Genomic DNA, 20,031 nt, shown 5'->3' with positions numbered 1-20,031 from the left:
CCCTGTCAGCGACCCCGCTGGAGGGTGGGGTCGGGCCAGCGTGTCTCGACCAGGGGCTTCTGCCGGCGGGAGCGCGCCCAGACGACGAAGCCCATCAGGGTGAACGCACCGTAGAAGACGTACATGAACGCCGAGGCGTAGTAGCCGGCGCTGAACAGCAGCGGTGTGCCCACGAGGTCGACGGCGACCCAGATCAGCCAGAACTCGACCCAGCCCTTGGCCATGCCGTACGTCGCCAGCAGTGAGCCCATGAAGATCCAGGCGTCGGCCCAGACGGGCTCGTACGAGCCCAGCGCGCTGAAGATCGGGGTGAGCACGGCCGTGCCGCCGAAGAGCGCCACGACGAGCAGGACGCGGTTGCGCCAGCCGGCCCACCGCGGCTCGACCGCCGCGCCGGCCCCGGTCTCGCTCTGCCGCCAGCGGCGCCACCCGTAGATCGAGACCAGGATGAACATCACCTGACGCCCGGCCTGGCCGAGCAGATTGACCGGGTTCGGCGTGTCGAAGACCGCGCCGAGGAACACCGTGAAGAGCAGGGCGTTGCCGACGATGCCGATCGGCCAGGCCCAGACCTTCCGGCGCATGCCGCCGAGGGCGCTGAGCAGACCGAAGACATTGCCGACGATCTCTCGCCAGAGGATGGTCTGATCGCCCAGCACGAGCTGAGCGTCGAAGAGCCACCGGATCACCTGCACGTCGTCCTCCTGGTCGTGGCGACGACGGTCTCCGTGGTCTGCCACGGCGCTCGAGTCGCCGAGGTCGGAACGAGCGGGGTGCGTCGTTCATTCCCGACTGACGGCATTCCTGGTGCCGGCGGATCAGGCGAACAGCTGCTGTTCGACGTGGTCGTCGAAGACGCCGAGCAGCAGCCATGAGCCCAGCGCGGGGTCGAGGGCGAGGTCGAAGGTGCCGTCGATCCGATGGGCGCCGTCGGTCAGCGGCAGGGCGTCGACCCGCCAGACCGGCAGCTCGAGCAGATCGACCGCCCCGCCCCGAGGCGCCCGGGCCGCCGACCGCCACCACTCTCGGCGGGTGATCCACCGCTCGGGCGGGCTGACCACGCCGTACACGACGCCCCGCCACACGAACCGCAGCGGCGCCCCGTCGTCGGTCGTCTCGACCGGTACCTTCTCGTCGACCTTCATGCCGTCTCGCCCCGCTCGTCGTCGTTCGAATGTGTGTTCGAACGAAGTGTACGGTCGGCCGCCGACATCCGACCCGCGAGAGGGAGGATCGAGAGGCTGCTACGCCCTCATTCGACGACGCCGGCGTCGGCGAGCTGATCCCAGAGGCCCGCGCCGTCGGGTGCGGACACCCAGGGGGTGTCGCTGCCCTGGGCGTGCTCGGAGCGCGTCGACCGGCCACCTGCGAGGACGGCCTCGCTGGGCGACAGCTGGCGGATCGCCACGGCGGCGACCGAGTCGGGGTGCTCGTGCAGGAACCGCCCGTAGAGCTCTTCGTCGTGCTGGCCGTCGTCGCCCACCAGCAGCCAGCGCATGTGCGGGAACTCCTTCGCCAGCCGGTCGAGCGACGCGTGCTTGTGCTCGCGACCGCTGCGGAAGAAGCGGTCGTGCGTCGGGCCCCAGTCGGTCAGCAGCAGTGGACCGCTCGGGTAGAGGTTGCGCGAGAGGAACCGCGAGAGGGTGGGGGCGACGTTCCAGGCGCCGGTCGAGAGGTAGATCACCGGGCAGCCGCCGGCCGTGCGCTGCAGTCGCTCGTAGAGCACCGACATGCCGGGCACGGGGCGTCTGGCGTGCTCGTTCAGGACGAACGTGTTCCAGGCGGCCAGGAAGGGCCGGGGCAGCGATGTCACCATGACCGTGTCGTCGATGTCCGACACGACGCCGAACCGCACGTCGGGGTCGATCACGTAGACCGGGGCGTCGACGGGCAGCGAGCCCTCGCAGCTGACGGTGGCGACGTGCCAGCCGGGTTCGAGGTCGACCTCGACCCGCACGTCGAGCACGCCGCCGCGGTCGGTCGTCAGGTGGTGCGTGCGCCCTCCGAGCACGACGTCGACCCTGGCCTTCTCGACCGGCACGCTGGTGAAGCTGCGCCAACCGCGCACGTTCGCCCGGTCGATCCCCTCGAGGGTGCCCTTGCGGGTCAGCAGCACCCGAGACAGCACGCGGGCCCAGCCGGGCGAGCCGTAGCCCGTGTAGGGGACGACTGTCGGGAGGAGGCCCCGCTTGCGGGCGCGCTTCTCGCGGAACCGGTGGACCGAGTTCTCGATGCGGGCGGCGCGGTGCAGCAGCGGCTCGACTCCGGCCGGTGCCGGTCTACGGGTGTCGGGCATGCGCCCATCCTGTCACGTCAGACCGGTTCGACGAGGGCGGGGGAGTCGGACGACACCGAGCCGACCTCGGACGAGACCTCATGGAACGACATGCGGTCCGCGATCTCGGGTGCGAGCCCCGCGACCCCCTGCACGAGATCGTCGTCGCCCTCGGTCTCGGGATCGAGCCAGTCGTCCATCACGTCGGCCCCCACGAAGACCGGCATCCGGTCGTGCAGGGTCTCGAGCGGCCCCGAGGAGGCGCGGGTCAGGATCGTCGTCGACAGCAGCCACCGGGACGGTGCGTCCGGTGCCGCCCGCGGGTCGCGCCACCACTCGTACAGCGCGGCGAAGAGCATGACCTCGTCGTCGGGGAGGCGCACCAGATGGGGGTGCTTGACGCCCGCGGGGTCGGTCGTCCATTCGTAGTAGCCGGTGGCCGGCACCAGCCCGCGACGGGCCGCCACCGCGTCGCGGAACATCGGCTTCTCGGCCGCCGTCTCCGATCGGGCGTTGAACACCGGGGCGCCCTCGGGTCCGTTCGACCCGCCGGGGACGAGTCCCCATCGGGCCGCCGCGAGCCGCCGCACCGGCGGGCCGCCGGCGTCGGCACCGCGGGGGGCGGCGTCGACCAGCAGATTCACCGGGCGGGTCGGAGCGATATTCCAGGAAGGATCTGGGAGAGTGTCTCCTGATACATCAACGTCGAACAGGGCCACCAGGTCGCTCGAGGCGCGAGCCATCACGAATCGTCCGCACATGCGTCCATTCTCCCGGCTCGCACCGACATCGGCCGCCACCGACGGGCGGAACGGTGCACGAGGTCGGTGCGCACCGCGCCCGCGGCGCCCTCGATCGACGTCCAGCACCATGTCGCGACGACGTCGCGAATCGCCAGAAGGAGAACCGTTGCTCGCCACCGAGGTCACAGAAGCACTGCCCGGGGGATCATCACTGCTCAGGAACGAGCCGGTCCAGGCCCGGAGCTCCGCGCGCCTCACGGGGCTGCTCGACGCCGCGGCGTCGATCATCGACGAGATCGGTTACGAGCGCCTGACCACCGCCATGGTCGCCGAGCGCGCGGGCGCCTCGATCGGCACCGTCTACCGGTACTTCCCCGACCGCATCGCCGTGGTCGACGCCCTCGCCCTCCGCTGCATCCAGCGCCTCACGGCGACGGTCGCCGAGCGGGTGGCCGACCCCGAGATCGTCGACTGGCGTCGTGCCATCGAGGCGCTCATCGACGCCAAGGCCGAGATGTACCGCGACGAGCCCGGGTTCCGCGCCATCAGGTTCGGCGACGCTCCCGACCTCGGCGCGCCGCACGAGGCACCCGCGGGCAGCCCTCTGGCCGATCGCATCACGAGTCTGCTGGTCGACCGCTTCGGGGTCGTCCGCGACGCCGAGACCGAGCTGGCGGTCGAGGTCGTCGTCGAGATCGGCAACTCCCTCCTCGCCCGGGCGTTCGTCTCGGGCGGCGACGGCGACCCGCGCTTCATCGACGAGTGCCGACGCGTCGTCGTGGCCTACCTCGAGCCGGTCCTCACCGTCCGCTGACCCGAGCGGTCACCCTGACCGGTCACTCCGGGCGCTGACTTCGGGCGCTCGCCGCGGGCGGTCATTCCGAGGGGGCGTCGTCGGGGGCCGACATGTGCCGCTCCTCCCGAGCGTGCACGATCCTCTTGACGACGACCACGGCCACCCCGAAGACGACGATCACCGCGACGAAGAGGTAGCCGGCCCAGTGCAGCCGGTCGGCGATCTCCCGGTAGCCGCCCGCGGCCGCGGCGCCGACCGAGACGTACGCCGTCGACCACAGGATGCACGCCGGCGCCGTCCAGGCCAGGAACGTCCGGTAGCGCATCGGGCTCATGCCGACCGTCAGCGGGATGAGCGAATGCAGCACCGGTAAGAAGCGCGAGACGAACACGGCGACCCCGCCGCGACGCGCCAGGTAGTTCTCGGCCCGGACCCAGTTGCGCTCGCCGAGGCGCCGCCCGACCGCACTGCGGCGGATCGCGGGGCCGAAGCGCCGACCCAGGGCGAACCCCACGCTCTCGCCGATCAGAGCCCCGGTCACCAGCGCCAGCACCAGCGCGACGAACTCGAACGGCGTCGCGACCGCCGTGGCCGACACGATCGCCACGGTGTCGCCCGGCACGACGAGTCCGAGCAGCACCGAGGTCTCGAGCACCATGGCGAGACCGGCGAGGAGGGTCCGCAGCACCGGATCGACCGATTGGACGAGGTCGAGGATGCTGTCGAGGAGGTCGTTCACGAGCTCGATCCTATTCACAGCCGTTCGGCAGCGACCAGGACCACTAAACGACACCTGTTGTGCAACTGGGGACGCATACTGTCTCTGTGAACGACCTCCTCGACCCGCTCCTCCTCTCGCGGTGGCAGTTCGGTCTGACGACGATCTACCACTTCCTCTTCGTGCCCCTGACGATCGGCATGGCCTTCACGGTCGCGGTCTTCCAGACGGCATGGGTGCGCACCGGGAAGCTGCACTATCTGCAGCTCACCCGGTTCTTCGGCAAGATCTTCCTGATCAACTTCGCCATGGGCGTCGTGACCGGAATCGTGCAGGAGTTCCAGTTCGGCATGAACTGGTCCGACTACTCGAGGTTCGTCGGCGACGTCTTCGGGGCGCCGCTCGCCCTCGAGGGTCTGCTCGCGTTCTTCCTCGAGGCGACCTTCATCGGCATCTGGATCTTCGGCTGGGACAAGGTCCCGAAGAGGCTCCACCTGGCGAGCATCTGGGGCGCCACCGTCGGCAGCATCCTGTCGGCCTACTTCATCATCGCCGCGAACGCGTTCATGCAGAACCCCGTCGGCTACGCGATCAACGAGGAGAAGGGCCGGGCCGAGCTCACCAGCCTCTGGGAGGTCCTCACCAACAAGGTCGCCCTCGCCGCGTTCCCCCACACGATCTTCGCCTGCTTCATGGTCTCGGCCGCGGTCATCGTCGCGGTGGCCGCCTGGCACCTCTCGCGCAACCAGAACCTCGAGACCATGCGGCCCGCGCTGCGCTTCGGTCTCTGGACGATGGTCGCCGCCGGGGCCCTCACCGTCCTCACCGGAGACCAGCTCGGCCTCGCGATGGTCGAGACCCAGCCGATGAAGATGGCGGCCGCCGAGGCGCTCTACAAGACCTCGACCGGTGCCGACGCCTCGTTCTCGATCTTCACCCTCGGCACGCCCGACGGGGTGCACGAGCTGTTCAGCATCCGGGTCCCGTACCTCCTGAGCTTCCTGTCGACGCACACGTTCGACGGCACGGTCGAGGGCATCAACGACCTGCAGGCGCAGTACGTAGAGCTCTACGGCCCCGGCGACTACACGCCGATCATCTGGGTGACCTACTGGTCGTTCCGCTGGATGATGGGCCTCGGCATGGTCGCCATCCTCATCTCCCTCGTCGGCCTCTGGGTGACCCGCAAGGGCCGCCTCCCGGTCAACCGCTGGGTGTGGCGCGCGGCCGTCTGGTCGTACCCCCTCCCGTTGATGGCGATGATCGTCGGCTGGGTCTTCACCGAGATGGGACGACAGCCCTGGCTGGTCTTCGGGCTGCTGAAGACCGAGGACGGCGTCTCGCCCAACGTGACCGGACTGACCGTGCTCATCTCGCTGATCGCGTTCACGCTCATCTACGGCAGCCTCGCGGTCGTCGAGTTCCGACTGATCGTCAAGGCCGCCCAGAAGGGGCCGGGCGAGGCGCCCGTGCCCGACCCCGAATCCGGCGAGATCCGCCACGAAGCGACGGTGTACTGATGGACCTCCCCACCCTCTGGTTCCTGCTGCTCGCGTTCTTCTTCGTCGGCTACTTCGTGCTCGACGGGTTCGACTTCGGAGTGGGCATGTCATTGCCGTTCCTCGGCCGGGACGACACCGACCGTCGGGTGCTGATCAACACGATCGGCCCCGTCTGGGATCTGAACGAGACCTGGGTCATCGTGGCCGGCGCGTTCATGTTCGCGGCGTTCCCCGAGTGGTACGCCACCCTGTTCAGCGGCTTCTACCTGCTCCTGCTGCTGATCCTGCTGGCGCTCATCGCCCGCGGCGTCTCGTTCGAGTACCGCCACCAGCGCCCCGAGGCCGCCTGGAAGCGCCGCTTCGACCTGATGATCACCGTCGGCTCGGCCGTGCCCGCCTTCGTCTGGGGGCTCGTCTTCGCCAACGTCGTCCGCGGGGTGCCGCTCGACGAGGGGTTCAACTACACGGGCGGCCTGCTCGATCTGCTCAACCCCTACGCCCTGCTCGGAGGACTCACGACCCTCCTGCTCTTCTTCACCCACGGCGTGGTCTTCGTCTCGCTGAAGACCGAGGGCGAGATCCGCGAGCGGGCACGTCGACTCGCGGTGCGGGCCGGGCTGGTCACGATCGTCGTCGCCGCGTCGTTCCTGGTCATCACGACGCTGATGCACGGCACGATCGCGTCGGCCGTGCTCTCCGCGGCGGCCGCGGTGACCCTCATCGCCTCGTTCGCCGCCAACCTCCGAGGGCGCGAGGGTCGGGCGTTCGCCCTGATGGCCGTGACCATCGCCTTCGCCGTGGCGAGCCTGTTCGCCGCCCTCTTCCCCGCCGTCATGCCGGCCAGCAACGACCCCGCGAACAGCCTCACCATCGCGAACGCGGCGAGCTCCGACTACACCCTCACCGTGATGAGCTGGGTCGCCCTCGTCTTCGTGCCGCTCATCCTCGGCTACCAGGGGTTCACGTACTGGATCTTCCGCAAGAGGATCAGCCGCGCGACGATCCCGGCCGCCTCGTGAGCCGACGACCGTGAAGCCGCTCGACCCGCGCCTCCTCGGCTACGCCGCCGCAGCCCGCACGTTCCTCGTGATCGGGGCGGTGCTCGGGGTCGTGCAGACGGCGTGCGTCATCGCGGTCGCCTGGTCCGCCTCCCGCTCGGTCGTCGCCGTCGTCGACGGCCGCGGCGCACCCGCCCTCACCGAGGCGCTCGTCGGGCTGGCGCTCGCCGTGATCGCCCGCTCGCTCGTCTCGTGGGCGCTCGAGGCCGTCGCCGCGCGGACGGCCGCCGTGGTCAAGAGCCAACTGCGCCGCCGCGTCGTCCGAGCCGTCACCGACCGAGGCCACGAGTGGCTCGCACGCCGGAACTCGGCCCGGCTCGCCACCCTGATCGGCCCGGGCCTCGACGCCCTCGACGACTACTTCGCCAAGTACCTGCCGCAGCTGATCCTCACGGCGCTCAGCACCCCGCTCATCGTCGCCGTGATGGGCGCGAACGACTGGCTCTCCGCGCTCATCGTCGTCCTGACCCTGCCGTTGATCCCCGTCTTCATGGTGCTCATCGGCTGGACCACCCGCACCGCCCAGGCCCGGCAGTGGGATCGACTCGCCGGTCTCGCCTCGTCGTTCCTGGACGCGGTGAACGGCCTGTCGACCCTCAAGGTCTTCGGCCGCGAGCGACGCCAGGTCGCCCGCATCGGCCGACTGACCGACGACTACCGGACGCAGACCATGTCGGTGCTCCGCGTGTCGTTCCTCAGCGGCTTCGCACTCGAGCTCGCCGCCTCGCTCTCCGTCGCCCTCGTGGCCGTGTCCATCGGCATCCGGCTCGTCGACGGGTCGCTCGGGCTGCCCGTCGCGCTGTTCGTGCTGCTGCTCGCCCCCGAGGCCTACCTGCCGCTGCGGCAGGTGGGGGCGAACTTCCACGCCGCCTCCGACGGGGTCGCCGCCGCGACGGAGGTCGTCGAGCTGCTCGACGACGCCGACCGGGAGGCGACCACCGTCGACGGTGCGGCCGACCCCGCCCGCGCCTCCGCCCCCTTCACCGCCGTGGGTCCGACCGACGCCTTCGTCGTCTCCGAGGTCTCCGTGCGCCGAGGAGGCGCGCCCTCGTCCCCGACGACGTCGTTCGTCGCCCCCGTGGGCAGCCTCGTCGCGATCGTCGGACCGAGCGGCGCCGGGAAGACCTCCCTGCTCGCCGCCCTCCGGGGCGCGGTGCCGTCGGAGGGCGAGGCGCGCTGGCAGGACGCCGACCGCGCCCCCGCCCCGCATGAGATCGCCTGGTCGGGGCAGACCCCCGGGCTCGTCTCGGGCACCGTCGCCGACAACATCGCGCTCGGCGACGAGATCGACCCCGAGGCCGTGCTCGCGGCGCTCGCCGCCGCCGGCGGGCAGGGCATCGACCCCGCGATCGAGCTGGGGGCGGGCGGCACGGGGCTCTCCGGCGGGCAGGCGCAGCGGGTCGCGCTGGCCCGGGCCGTCTACCGGCTGCGGCGCCGCGGCGGGCGGCTGCTGCTCGTCGACGAGCCGTCGTCGGCGCTCGACCCCGTCACCGAGACCAGGATGATCGATGGGCTGGTCGACATCGCCCGCTCGGGCGTCGCCGTGATCGTCGTGACCCATCGGGCAGCCGTCCGCGACGCGGCCGACGCCGTCGTGACCCTGTCCGCCCTCGACCGGAGCGCCCTCTCATGACGACCTCCCTGCTTCGCACCGCCCGGCCGACGGCGCGACGCTCGCTGCCCGGCATCGTGTTCGGGGTGCTCAGCGCCCTGAGCGCCATCGCACTGCTCGCCGCGTCGGCGCACCTCATCACGCACGCCGCGGAGCAGCCGCCGATCCTCTTCCTCACGCTGTCGATGGTGGGGGTGCGCGCGTTCGCCCTCGCCAGGGCGTTCTTCCGCTACCTCGAGCGGCTGGCCAGTCACGACGCCGCCTTCCGTCAGCTCGCGGTCGTGCGGACCGAGCTCTACCGTCGACTCGTGCGCATCGCCCCGGCGGGGCTCGGCGGCACCGACCGGGGCGATCTGCTCTCGCGCATGGTCAGCGACGTCGACGCGCTGCAGGATCTCCCTCTCCGTGTCGTCCAGCCGCTGATCGTGTCCGGCGTCGCGTCGGCCGTGTCCGTCGCCGGTGTGGCCTTCTTCTCGCCCCGGGCCGCGCTCGTGCTCGCCGCCGGGCTCGCCGTCGCCTTCGTCGTCGGCTGCGCGGCGGCGGACGCCCTGGCGCGTCGCAGCGAACGCGCACTCGCCGACCGACGGGGCGCGCTGTCGGGCGCCGTGCTCGACACCGTGCAGAACCTCGACGTGCTGACGGCCTTCGACGCCCTCGACGGTCAGCTCGACCGGGTCGCCCGGCTCGACGACGACCTGCGCCGGGCCGCCCGTCGCCGGGCCACCTCGACCGGTGTCGTCGCGGCGCTGATGTCGCTGCTGTCCGGCGCGACCGTCCTCGCGACCATCGTCGTGGCGGCGCCGTCGGTGGCGGGCGGCGGCCTCTCGGGGCCCGCCTTCGCGCTGGTCGCGCTCGTGCCGTTGGCCGTGTTCGAGGTCGTCGGCTCGGTGCCGACGGCCGTGCTCGCCTGGCGTCGGGTGCGGGCCAGCGGGGAGCGCCTCGAGTCGGCGGTCCCGGCCGTCGCCCCCGCGGGCGTCGTCGTCGACGAGGTGCCGAGGGGCGGCGAGCCCGCCGCGGTCGGCGAGCCCGCCGCGGTCGGCGAGCCCGCCGCGGTCGGCGAGCCCGCCGACTCCGGCCACTCCGCCGCGGCGGACGGGACCGACGGGACCGACGGGACCGACGGGGCCGACGTGGTCGATGCGGCCTCGGCCCGGCTGCCGCTGCCGCCCGCGGGCGGCACCGCGCTCCGCCTCGCGGCCCTGTCGGCGGCCTGGCCCGGGTCGACCCGGCCGGCGCTCGACTCCGTCGACCTCGACCTCCGCGTCGGCGAGCGGGTCGTCGTCGAGGGACCGAGCGGGGCGGGCAAGAGCACGCTGGCCGCCGTGCTGGTGAGGTTCCTCGATCACCGGGGTCGCTACGAGGTCGGCGGCGTCGACGCGTCGACGGTCCCGGCCGACCGGGTGCGGGCCACCGTCGGCCTGATCGAGCAGGCGCCCTACCTCTTCGACGAGTCCGTCCGCCAGAATCTGCTCTTCGCCAGGGACTCGGCCACCGACGACGACCTCTGGGCCGTGCTCGACCGGGTCGACCTCGCCGACTGGGTGCGGGCCCGCGGCGGCCTCGACGCCCGACTCGGTGAACGCGGCGCCCTGGTGTCGGGCGGCCAGGCGCAGCGGATCTCGCTGGCCAGGGCCCTGCTGCACGGGTTCCCGGTGCTCGTGCTCGACGAGCCGACGGCCGGGCTCGACGCCGACCTGGCCGAGCGTCTCGTCGCCGACGTGCTCACGACGGCACGGCAGGAGGGCACGACCGTGCTGCTCATCTCGCACGTGCCGATCGACGACGCACTCGTGACCCGTCGGGTCCGGGTCGAGGCGGGGCGGATCGTCGACGCGACCCGCGCCTCCTAGGCTCAATGCCCCCGGGACTCCGGGCCTGAGGGCTTCCGCGCCTGCAGAGGGCCGCGTCAGACCGACGGCAGCGGACGGCGCAGGGCGTCGAGCCGCGACCGCCAGAGCGCCAGCCGACCGGGCTGCTCGGCGGGCGACGGGCCGTCGACCCAGCCGGTCGCGATGCGGATTCCGTGCAGAGCGCTCGTGGTCCAGACCTCGAAGCCGCTCAGCTCGTCGGGTCGGGCGTGCTCGTGCAGCACGTCGACGCCCATCACCGCAGCGAGGGTGGCCAGAGTCCGCACGGTGACGCCCGGCAGACGCGGCAGATCGTCGGACGGCAGGCAGAGGGCGTCGCCGCGCCACCAGACGATCGAGCTTCCACGCCCCGTCGACGACATGACCGTCTCCGCTCAGCACGACCGCCTCGTCGGCTCCCCGCGAGCGGGCCTCGTCGCGCACCCGGCCGAGCGCCACGAGATCGGGCCCCTTGACGAGAGGGCTGATCCGCGGGTCGTGGGCGGCCGTCGCCAGCACCACGGTCGCGCTCGCCGGGGGAGCGGGCCGCAGCCGCAGTCGCAGGGCGACCGAGGAGGCGCGGGTCGAGTCGGCCCCGCCGGTCCCGTCGGTCGTGCCGTCCCCGTCGGTCGCGTCGGCCCCGGCGCCCACCAGCTCGACCCGGGGGAACCACCGGCCCGTGCGCGGCAGCCGGGCGACCACGGCCGACCAGAAGGCGTCGACGTCGTCCGGGGTCGGCCGACCGGTCATCCCGGCCGTCGCGGCGTCCACCGACCCGGCGAACCGCTCGCGGTGCACGTCGAGGGCCCGGACGCGACCTTCGTCGACCAGCCAGGAGTCTGCGACCAGCAGCGTCGGCTCGATCACACCGGTGTCGGCCTCATCGACGCCGTCGGCACCCCGTCGGGCGTCGGGCAGGGGCTCGAGGAGTCCGCCGCGCCAGAGGAGGGTCGTCGCGGTGCTCATACACTCAAGGCTATGCGTCCTCCGGTGGTCCGTGCGCCGCTCGAGTGGCGCGACCCAGAACTCGTGGTGTCGTGTCTCGCGACCGAGGGAGACGTGGTCTGGATCGACGCCGGGCTCGACGCCGCGACCGGTCGATCGGTGGTGGCGTGGGGCGAGGCCGTGACCGCTTCCGCGTCCGGCGGTCGCCTCGACGCGGTCTGGTCGGCGCTGCACGACGACCTCTCCGAGCCGAGCACCGACGCAGATCCGCTCGGCTGGGCCGGCTGGCTCGGCTACGGGGTCGGCCTCTGGCTGCTCGACCGCGACGGCGGACTCGGTCGCGGGGCGCACCCCGTGAACGACGCGGGCGAACGCGCCGACGGCACCGCGCCTCCTGATCTCGCCCTGCTCCGCACCGACCGGGCGCTCGTCTTCGATCACGCGCTCCGCACGGTCGAGGCGGTCAGCACCGCCGCGCCCGACTGGCTCGAGGGCGTCGTCGCCCGGTGGGACCACCTGGAGGCCGAGGAGGCGCGGCTCGAGACCGCCCCGCACCGCGCCTCCTCGACGCGCCCCCGCTGGGACCACGACGCCGAGTCGTACCTCGCGCTCGTGGCCCGCTGCCAGGAGGCCATCGTCGCCGGCGAGGCGTACGTGCTCTGCCCCACGACCCGGGTCGCGGTCGACGGAGCCGTCGACGATCTGGCGGTCTACCGGCGCCTCCGGCGGACCTCGGCCGCCCCGCGCGCGTCGTTCTTGCGGATCGGCGAGACCTCGGTGCTCGGCGCATCGCCCGAGGCGTTCGTCGAGGTCTCGGCCGACGGCACGGTCTCGTCGTCGCCGATCAAGGGCACCCGCCCGCGAGGGCGCGACGCGCTCGCCGACGCGGAGCTGTCCGACGAGCTCGCGACGAGCGAGAAGGAGCTCGCCGAGAACCTGATGATCGTCGACCTCGTGCGGAACGACCTGACGCGCGTCTGCACCCCCGGCAGCGTCGAGGTCGTCGAGCTCTTCGCCGTGCACTCGTACCCCGCGGTGCACCAGCTCGTCAGCACCGTGCGCGGACGCCTGCGACCCGGGCTCACGGGGCTCGACGCCGTCGCCTCGATGTTCCCCGCGGGGTCGATGACCGGCGCGCCGAAGCGCCGGGCCGTCGAACTGCTGACGGCGTGGGAGGCGCGCCCGAGGGGGATCTACTCGGGCGCGATCGGCACGTTCGGACTCGACGGCACCGTCTCGCTGGCCATGGTGATCCGCTCGATCGTCGTCGACCGGGCCGGGGCGGACGGCGTCGGCACGGCGACCGTCGGGGTCGGCGGGGGAGTGACCTCGGCGTCGGTGCCCCGCGCCGAGTGGGACGAGGTCGGGGTGAAGGCGGCCGCCCTGCTGGCGGTGCTGGCGGACGGGCCGACCCGCGCCTCCTGCAGCTCCCCTCCGGTGCCAGCCTGAGGGTGCCGTCCCCAGCGGTGGTTCTGGGTTCGGCGGACGGCGGGCCGGTCATCTACGCTAGATCGTCGGGTCGCCGTGCCCGCACGTCGACGTGCGCTGCAGCAGGTGCGTCCCTCCCCAGGAATGAATGAGAGTCCCGTGGCACACGAGCACGACAACACCGCGCCTTCCGAGAAGACCGCCGCCGGCGAGCGTCCGCCCCGCCCCGAAGAGGAGCGCGAGTACGACGTCGCGCGTCTGCAGCGCAAGTGGCAGGCCATCTGGGAGGAGGCGAAGCCGTTCGCCGTCGACCCCGACGACAAGCGCCCGCGCAAGTACATCCTCGACATGTTCCCGTACCCGTCGGGCGACCTCCACATGGGGCACGCCGAGGGCTACGCGCTCGGCGACGTGATCGCGCGCTACTGGCGTCAGCAGGGCTTCAACGTGCTGCACCCGATCGGGTGGGACAGCTTCGGCCTGCCGGCCGAGAACGCGGCCATCAAGCGCGGCGTCGACCCCCGCGAGTGGACCTACGCGAACATCGAGCAGCAGAAGCAGAGCATGAAGCTCTACGCGCCCTCGTTCGACTGGGACCGCGTGCTGCACACCAGCGACCCCGAGTACTACAAGTGGAACCAGTGGCTGTTCCTGAAGATGTACGAGAAGGGCCTCGCCTACCGGAAGGACAGCTGGGTCAACTGGGACCCTGTGGACCAGACCGTGCTCGCGAACGAGCAGGTGCTGGCCGACGGCACGAGTGAGCGCTCGGGCGCCGTCGTCGTCAAGAAGAAGCTGACGCAGTGGTACTTCAAGATCACCGACTACGCCGACCGTCTGCTCGACGACCTGAACCAGCTCGAGGGCCGCTGGCCGTCGAAGGTGCTGAACATGCAGCGCAACTGGATCGGCCGGTCGGTCGGCGCCGACGTGCACTTCGAGATCGAGGGGCGTGACGAGCGGGTCACGGTCTTCACCACCCGACCCGACACGCTCTACGGCGCGACCTTCATGGTCGTCGCCCCCGACTCCGACCTCGCCGCCGAGCTCGTGGCCGAAGCCACGGACGACGTGCGCGAGCGCTTCGCCGAGTACCTGACGGCCGTGCAGAAGACGACCGAGATCGAGCGGCAGTCGACCGACCGCCCCAAGACCGGCGTGCCCCTCGGGCGCGTCGCGGTCAACCCGCTGACCGGCGACCCGATGCCGGTCTGGGCCGCCGACTACGTGCTGGCCGACTACGGGCACGGCGCCGTCATGGCCGTGCCAGCCCACGACCAGCGCGACCTCGACTTCGCCATCGAGTACGACCTGCCCGTGCGCGTCGTCGTCGACACGAACGCGCCGGTGACCGGTGTCATCCCGAAGCTCGAGCTCGACGCCGACGGTCAGGCGATCCTGCCCGACGACCTGCCCGAGCTGAACCCGCGCGAGACGGGGGTCGCGCTCGCGGGCGACGGCCGCCTGATGAACTCCGGTCCGTTGACCGGGCTCAGCAAGTCGAACGCGATCAAGCGCGTGATCGAGCTGCTCGAGGCCTCGGGCGCCGGTAAGGGCGCCAAGACCTACCGTCTGCGCGACTGGCTCATCTCGCGCCAGCGCTTCTGGGGCACGCCGATCCCGATCGTGCACGGCGCCGACGGCACCGAGATCCCGGTGCCCGAAGACCAGCTTCCCGTGCTGCTGCCGCCCACCGAGGGTCTCGACCTGAAGCCCAAGGGCAGCTCGCCGCTCGGCGCGGCCACCGACTGGGTGAACGTGCCGAACCCGATCGACGGCACCCCGGCGAAGCGCGACGCCGACACGATGGACACCTTCGTCGACAGCTCGTGGTACTTCCTGCGGTTTCTCAGCCCGACCGACGCCGACCGCGCCTTCGACCCCGCCGTCGTCAACCGCTGGGCGCCCGTCGACCAGTACGTCGGGGGCGTCGAGCACGCGATCCTGCACCTGCTCTACGCGCGCTTCATCACGAAGGTGCTGTTCGACCTCGGTCATCTCGACTTCACCGAGCCGTTCAGCGCGCTGCTGAACCAGGGCATGGTGCTTCAAGACGGCGCGAAGATGAGCAAGAGCAAGGGCAACCTCGTCACGCTCTCCGAAGAGGTCGAGAAGCACGGGGTCGACGCGATCCGCCTGACGATGGCGTTCGCCGGCCCGCCGGAGGACGACATCGACTGGGCGGACGTCTCGCCCGCCGGCTCGGCGAAGTTCCTGGCCCGGGCGTTCCGGCTCTCGGGCGAGGTGTCGAGCCCTCGCGACGTGGTCTGGGCCGACGGCGACCAGGCGCTGCGCCGGGTCACCCACCGGTTCCTGGCCGAGGCGCCGGGACTGACCGAGGCGTTCAAGTTCAACGTCGTCGTCGCCCGTCTGATGGAGCTGGTCAACGCCATCCGCAAGGTCGTCGACTCGGGTGCCGGTGCGGGCGACCCGGCGGTCCGCGAGGCCGTCGAGACCGTGACCCTGGGGCTCTCGCTGTTCGCGCCCTACACGGCGTCCGAGATGTGGGAGAAGCTCGGCTACGACGGCGTCTCCGTCGCGAAGCACGGCTGGCGGAAGGCCGACCCGACCCTGCTGGTCGAGACGAGCGTCACCGCCGTCGTTCAGGTGAACGGCAAGGTGCGCGATCGCCTCGAGGTGTCGCCGAAGATCGCCTCGGAAGAGCTCGAGGCCCTGGCCCGCGCGTCGGCCGCCGTGCAGCGCTCGATCGGCGAGAAGGAGATCGTGAACGTCATCGTGCGCGCGCCGCGACTGGTGAACATCGCGGTGAAGTGACCTCCCGGGGGCGGATGAGTCCTCCCCGTCCGCGACGGCCGCCCTGGTGTCCCCAGGGCGGCCGTCGTCGTCTGCAGAGGTCGCCGGGCGGCTCGTAGCGTGCCGCCATGACCGTCTCGTTCAGCACCGCACCCGACCCGTCGCGGGGGCCGCGCTGGCGGACGGGGGTCGGGGCGGCGGTCGTGCTCGTGCTCGCCGCGCTGGTCGTGACGGTCGTGGTGTCGGCCCTCTCGACCGCAGGAGGCGCGGGGACGACCACGATCACCTCGCCTCCGTCGACCGGTGCGTCGTCCGGGCCGGGTGCGCCAGGCGGGGCGGGGGCGTCGGCCGGCGACGCGGGCAACGCAGGCGGCGCGCTCTTCGTGCACGTGCACGGGGCCGTCGTCTCGCCCGGTCTCTACGAACTGGCGGCGGGGGCGAGGGTCGTCGACGTCGTGGCCGCGGCCGGCGGGTTCGCCGACGGCGCCGACCAGGCGGGGGTCAATCTGGCGCGACCGCTCGTCGACGGCGAGCAGCTGCGGGTGCCGGCCGTGGGGGAGGCGGTGGAGGAGCCCGCGGCGGACGTCGGCGGGGGAGCATCGAGCCCCGACGGGGCCGCGGGCGCCGGTGGTGGCGGGGCCGTCGACCTCAACCTCGCCGACGACGCCGCGCTGCAGACCCTGCCGGGGGTGGGCCCGGCGACGGCTGCGGCGATCCTCGACTGGCGGGAGCAGAACGGCGCCTTCCGCTCCGTCGACGATCTGCTCGGCGTCCCCGGCATCGGCGAGAAGACCCTCGAGAAGCTGCGTCCGCAGGTGACGGTGTGATCGACGACCGGCCCGTGCTCGACGTGCGCTGGGCGCTGCCCGCCGCCGTCGGGTGGATCGCGCTCGTCGCCCTGCTGCCGAGCCCCGACCGGCTCGGTCTCGCGGCCGCGGTGGCGGGGGCCGCCTCGGTCGCGGCGCTCGTCGCGGCCCGCGCGTGGTCGCGCAGCGGGCGGTCGTCCTCCTCGCGGGCGGTGGCTGCCGCGACCGCCGTGGCCGTGAGCGTCGGCCTGGCCGGCCTCCTGCTCGCCGGCGCCGCCGTCCGTCACGACGTCCGGTACCCGCCCGAGCTCACCGCCCTCGTCGGGCACACGGTCGAGCTCGACGCCACGGCGTCCGAGCGTCTGACGGGCGCCTCGAAGGTCGCGTCGCTCGACGTCCGCTCGGTGACGAGCGGCGAGCGGGTGTGGCAGGGGCGCGTCTCGATGCTGGTGCTGGGCCCTCGGGTCTCCGGTGCCGTCGAGGTGGGTCAGCGGGTCGGACTCCGGGCGACGGTGCTGCCCGTCGAGCCGGGCGGCGACGCCGCGTTCGTGGTCGCGGCGCGCGGCGAGCTGCGACCCGGGGCGCCCGCCTCGGGAGCGGCCGGTCGGGCGGAGGCGATGCGCGCCTCCTTCCGAGCCGTCGCGGCGGATCTGCCGGGCGACGGCGGCGCGCTGCTGCCCGGGCTGACGATCGGCGACACCTCGGCCGTGCCCGACGACCTGCGCGACGCGATGCGCACGTCGTCGCTCTCGCACCTGACGGCGGTGTCGGGCTCGAACTGCGCCGTGCTCGTGGCGCTCACCATGCTGGTCGGCGGCGCGCTCGGGGTGCCTCGGGCGGTGCGGGTCGTCGCGGCGTCCGTCGTGCTGCTGGCGTTCCTCGTGCTGGTGACCCCCGACGCGAGCATCGTCCGGGCCACGGTGATGGCCCTCGTCGTGCTCGGGCATCTGGCCGGGTCGAGGCCCGTCTCCGGGCTTCCGGTCGTCGCCGTCGCGGTGACGGGCATGCTGATGGCCGACCCGTGGATCTCCCGCGACATCGGGTTCGCGCTGTCCGTGCTCGCGACCGCGGGTCTGGTCGTGCTCGCCGCGCCGCTGGCCCGTCTGCTCGCCCGGGTGATGCCCGAACCGCTCGCCCTCGTGCTGGCCGTGCCGATCGCGGCTCAGCTCGCCTGCGGTCCGGTGCTGCTCCTCCTCGACCCCGGGCTGCCTCTGCACGGCGTGGCGGCCAACGTGCTCGCCGAGCCCGCCGCTCCGGTGGCGACCGTCCTCGGGCTGCTGGTCTGCGTGCTGGCGGGATGGGCGCCGGGGGCGGCCGGTCTCGTCGCCGGGGTGGCCTGGGCGCCCGCCTCGTGGGTGGCGGCGGTCGCCCGCTCCGTCGCGGAGTGGCCGGCCGCCCGGGTCGAATGGGGGCAGGGGGTCGTGGCCGTCGGGCTGCTCGCGACCCTGACCGGGCTCATCGTCGTGCTCGTGCTCTCGGGGCGGCGGAGCAGGGCGCGCCGGGTCGGGGCCGTGGCGCTGGTCGGCGTCGTGGTGATCGCCGGAGGCGCGGTGCTGGGGTCGGGGATCGGCTCCCGCGGCAGCGTCCCCGACGACTGGACCGTCGCGCAGTGCGACGTCGGGCAGGGGGACGCCGTGCTCGTCCGCAGTGCGGCGAGCGTCGCGCTGATCGACACGGGCGACGACGAGGCCGCCCTCGACCGCTGCCTCGACCTGTTCGGCGTCGACCGCGTCGACCTGCTCGTGCTCACCCACTTCGACACCGATCACGTGGGGGCCGTCGCGGCCGTCGAGCGCCGCGTCGACGCCGCGCTCGTCGGCCCGACCGGGCGGAGCGCCGACGAGCGCGTCGTCGAGCGGCTCGTCGCCGCCGGGGTCGAGGTCGTCGACACCCGGGCGGGCACCTCGGGCGTGCTGGGCGAGTCGAGCTGGGAGGTGCTGTGGCCGCCCCTCGAGGGCGCCTCGCCGCCACCGGGCAACGACGCGAGTCTGGTCACGCGCTTCCGACCGACGGCCGGGTGCCGCGCGGGGTGCCTCGATCTCATGGCCCTCGGCGATCTCGGGGCCGAGGCGCAACGCCGCCTGTCCGCGACCGTGAAGCTGCCCGAGCGGGTCGACGTCGTGAAGGTGGCCCACCACGGTTCGGCCGATCAGGACCCCGGTCTCTACCGGTCGCTCGGCGCGGCCGTGGCGCTCGTCGGTGTGGGGGCCGACAACACCTACGGGCATCCGACCGACTCGCTGCTCGCCGTGCTCGACGAGACCGCGTCCGCCGTGGCCCGGTCGGACCTGGACGGCTCCGCGGCGGTGGTGGTCGGCGACGGCGGGCTCCGTCTGTGGCGTGAGCGCGCCTCCTCGTCGGAGGCCTCGTCTACGCTGGTCGCGGCGTCCGTTCCGCATCCGGTCGCCGGAGGAGGACCGTGGCCGCGCGAGCGAGTGCCAAGCCGGCGAAGAAGACCGGTGTCGCCATCGATCAGGTCGGATGGGACAGAATCCGGCCCGCCGCCGTGATCCTCGTCAGCGGCCCCGAGCAGTTCCTGGCCGACCGCGCCGTGCGGCAGCTGCGCGACCAGCTCACCGCCGAAGACCCCAGTCTCGAGGTCAACGACCTCGAGGCCGATCACTACCAGCCGGGCGAGCTGATCACCCTCGCGAGCCCGTCGCTGTTCGCCGAGCCGCGTCTCATCCGCGTGGCCAACGTCGAGAAGTGCACCGACGCGTTCCTCACCGAGACCCTGCGGTACCTCGAGTCGCCCGCCGACGACACCTACCTCGTGCTGCGGCACGGCGGGGGAGTGCGCGGCAAGAAGCTGCTCGACACGATCCGCGGCGGCACCGGCCAGGGGCTCGAGGTGGTCTGCGCCGAGCTGAAGAAGGACACCGAGAAGCTCGACTTCGCCGCCGCCGAGTTCGCGTCCGAACGTCGACGGGTCACCTCGGGGGCGCTGCGGGCGCTCGTCACGGCGTTCTCCGACGATCTCGCCGAGCTGGCCAGCGCCTGCCAGCAGCTCATCTCGGACGCCGCGGAGGAGATCACCGAGGCCACGGTCGAGAAGTACTACGAGGGGCGGGTCGAGACGAACTCGTTCAAGGTCGCCGACATGGCCGTCGCCGGGAGGCAGGGCGAGGCCCTCGTGCTGCTGCGCCACGCGCTCGCATCGGGCGCCGACCCGGTGCCCGTCGTCGCGGCCTTCGCGATGAAGATCCGCGGCATGGCCAAGGTGCACGGGGCCTACGGTCCGTCGGGTCAGCTCGCGTCGCGACTCGGCATGGCGCCGTGGCAGGTCGAACGGGCCCAGCGGGAGGTGCGGGGCTGGAGCGAGGACGGCCTCGGGCGCTGCATCGAGGTCGTCGCCGAGACCGATGCGGCCGTCAAGGGCGCCGAACGCGACGCCGTCTACGCGCTCGAGCGCATGGTCACGGTCATCTCGATGCGGGGCGACCGCCCCCGCTGACCCGGCCCCGCTGACTCGGCCCCGCCTCGGCGGCGGTGCGGCCCCGGGGAACGACGAAGGCCCCGTCTCGATCGAGACGGGGCCTTCGTACGG

16 protein-coding genes and 1 pseudogene are annotated in these 20,031 nt (G+C 72.6%); 10 read left to right on the top strand and 7 right to left on the bottom strand.

The features are described from left to right. Positions 1-5: 5 nt before the first annotated feature. The 4 genes from pnuC to ACZZY9_RS02510 all read right to left on the bottom strand — a co-directional run bounded on the left by pnuC (position 6) and on the right by ACZZY9_RS02510 (position 3,036). Complete coding sequence (gene pnuC / locus ACZZY9_RS02525) at positions 6-695, bottom strand: nicotinamide riboside transporter PnuC (protein WP_463464627.1); 690 nt, start codon at positions 693-695, stop codon at positions 6-8. Positions 696-818: 123 nt separating this feature from the next. After that, positions 819-1,145, bottom strand: coding sequence for a DUF6504 family protein (locus tag ACZZY9_RS02520; RefSeq protein WP_463462853.1), 327 nt, complete (start codon positions 1,143-1,145; stop codon positions 819-821). 107 nt (positions 1,146-1,252) lie between these two features. Continuing rightward, the gene (locus tag ACZZY9_RS02515) at positions 1,253-2,296 is read right to left on the bottom strand and encodes an App1 family protein (protein ID WP_463462852.1); all 1,044 of its coding nucleotides are present in this window, start codon (positions 2,294-2,296) and stop codon (positions 1,253-1,255) included. 17 nt (positions 2,297-2,313) lie between these two features. After that, on the bottom strand, positions 2,314-3,036 hold the full coding sequence (locus ACZZY9_RS02510; protein ID WP_320477981.1) for an SOS response-associated peptidase: 723 nt from the start codon (positions 3,034-3,036) through the stop codon (positions 2,314-2,316). 148 nt (positions 3,037-3,184) lie between these two features. Here ACZZY9_RS02510 and ACZZY9_RS02505 point away from each other — a divergent pair, with 148 nt between their 5' ends. Beyond that, a complete protein-coding gene (locus ACZZY9_RS02505; protein ID WP_463462851.1) occupies positions 3,185-3,832 on the top strand; it encodes a TetR family transcriptional regulator in 648 nt (215 codons plus the stop codon). 61 nt (positions 3,833-3,893) lie between these two features. On the opposite strand, the gene ACZZY9_RS02500 is transcribed toward ACZZY9_RS02505, so the two are convergent. Further along, entirely contained in the window at positions 3,894-4,553 is a 660-nt protein-coding gene (locus tag ACZZY9_RS02500) for a DedA family protein (RefSeq protein WP_463462850.1), read from the bottom strand. An 86-nt stretch (positions 4,554-4,639) separates the two neighbouring features. Between ACZZY9_RS02500 and ACZZY9_RS02495 the strand changes: the two genes are divergently transcribed. From ACZZY9_RS02495 to cydC, 4 genes are read left to right on the top strand one after another with little or no spacing between them, the layout of a single operon-like run. Then, the gene (locus tag ACZZY9_RS02495; protein WP_463462849.1) at positions 4,640-6,052 is read left to right on the top strand and encodes a cytochrome ubiquinol oxidase subunit I; all 1,413 of its coding nucleotides are present in this window, start codon (positions 4,640-4,642) and stop codon (positions 6,050-6,052) included. Further along, positions 6,052-7,053, top strand: a complete 1,002-nt coding sequence (cydB, locus tag ACZZY9_RS02490; protein WP_320480014.1) for a cytochrome d ubiquinol oxidase subunit II — start codon at positions 6,052-6,054, stop codon at positions 7,051-7,053. Before ACZZY9_RS02495 ends, cydB begins: the two co-directional genes overlap by 1 nt. Before the next feature lie 10 nt (positions 7,054-7,063). Next, positions 7,064-8,725 (top strand): thiol reductant ABC exporter subunit CydD, encoded by a 1,662-nt coding sequence (gene cydD / locus ACZZY9_RS02485; protein ID WP_463462848.1) that lies wholly within the window; start codon positions 7,064-7,066, stop codon positions 8,723-8,725. Beyond that, the gene (gene cydC, locus ACZZY9_RS02480) at positions 8,722-10,554 is read left to right on the top strand and encodes a thiol reductant ABC exporter subunit CydC (RefSeq protein WP_463462847.1); all 1,833 of its coding nucleotides are present in this window, start codon (positions 8,722-8,724) and stop codon (positions 10,552-10,554) included. The genes cydD and cydC overlap by 4 nt, the downstream gene beginning before the upstream one ends. 56 nt (positions 10,555-10,610) lie before the next feature. On the opposite strand, the gene ACZZY9_RS02475 is transcribed toward cydC, so the two are convergent. Continuing rightward, positions 10,611-10,934, bottom strand: a complete 324-nt coding sequence (locus tag ACZZY9_RS02475) for an aminotransferase class IV (RefSeq protein ID WP_463462846.1) — start codon at positions 10,932-10,934, stop codon at positions 10,611-10,613. Positions 10,935-10,977: 43 nt separating this feature from the next. Next, positions 10,978-11,517: pseudogene (locus tag ACZZY9_RS02470) on the bottom strand (hypothetical protein); the annotation flags it as partial. A 12-nt stretch (positions 11,518-11,529) separates the two neighbouring features. On the opposite strand from ACZZY9_RS02470, the gene ACZZY9_RS02465 reads away from it, so the two are divergent. The 5 genes from ACZZY9_RS02465 to holA all read left to right on the top strand — a co-directional run bounded on the left by ACZZY9_RS02465 (position 11,530) and on the right by holA (position 19,938). Continuing rightward, the gene (locus tag ACZZY9_RS02465; protein WP_463464626.1) at positions 11,530-12,945 is read left to right on the top strand and encodes an anthranilate synthase component I family protein; all 1,416 of its coding nucleotides are present in this window, start codon (positions 11,530-11,532) and stop codon (positions 12,943-12,945) included. A gap of 123 nt (positions 12,946-13,068) precedes the next feature. Continuing rightward, a complete protein-coding gene (gene leuS, locus ACZZY9_RS02460) occupies positions 13,069-15,699 on the top strand; it encodes a leucine--tRNA ligase (RefSeq protein ID WP_463462845.1) in 2,631 nt (876 codons plus the stop codon). Positions 15,700-15,806: 107 nt separating this feature from the next. Next, complete coding sequence (locus ACZZY9_RS02455) at positions 15,807-16,505, top strand: ComEA family DNA-binding protein (RefSeq protein ID WP_463462844.1); 699 nt, start codon at positions 15,807-15,809, stop codon at positions 16,503-16,505. Further along, positions 16,502-18,994, top strand: coding sequence for a ComEC/Rec2 family competence protein (locus tag ACZZY9_RS02450; RefSeq protein WP_463462843.1), 2,493 nt, complete (start codon positions 16,502-16,504; stop codon positions 18,992-18,994). The genes ACZZY9_RS02455 and ACZZY9_RS02450 overlap by 4 nt, the downstream gene beginning before the upstream one ends. Continuing rightward, the gene (holA, locus tag ACZZY9_RS02445; protein WP_320477973.1) at positions 18,904-19,938 is read left to right on the top strand and encodes a DNA polymerase III subunit delta; all 1,035 of its coding nucleotides are present in this window, start codon (positions 18,904-18,906) and stop codon (positions 19,936-19,938) included. Before ACZZY9_RS02450 ends, holA begins: the two co-directional genes overlap by 91 nt. Positions 19,939-20,031 lie beyond the last annotated feature (93 nt).

It is taken from the genome of Frigoribacterium sp. AC394, from assembly GCF_979258095.1.
The sequence above is the reverse complement of the archived record's forward strand: the minus strand, read 5'-3'. Positions and strand labels throughout refer to the sequence as shown.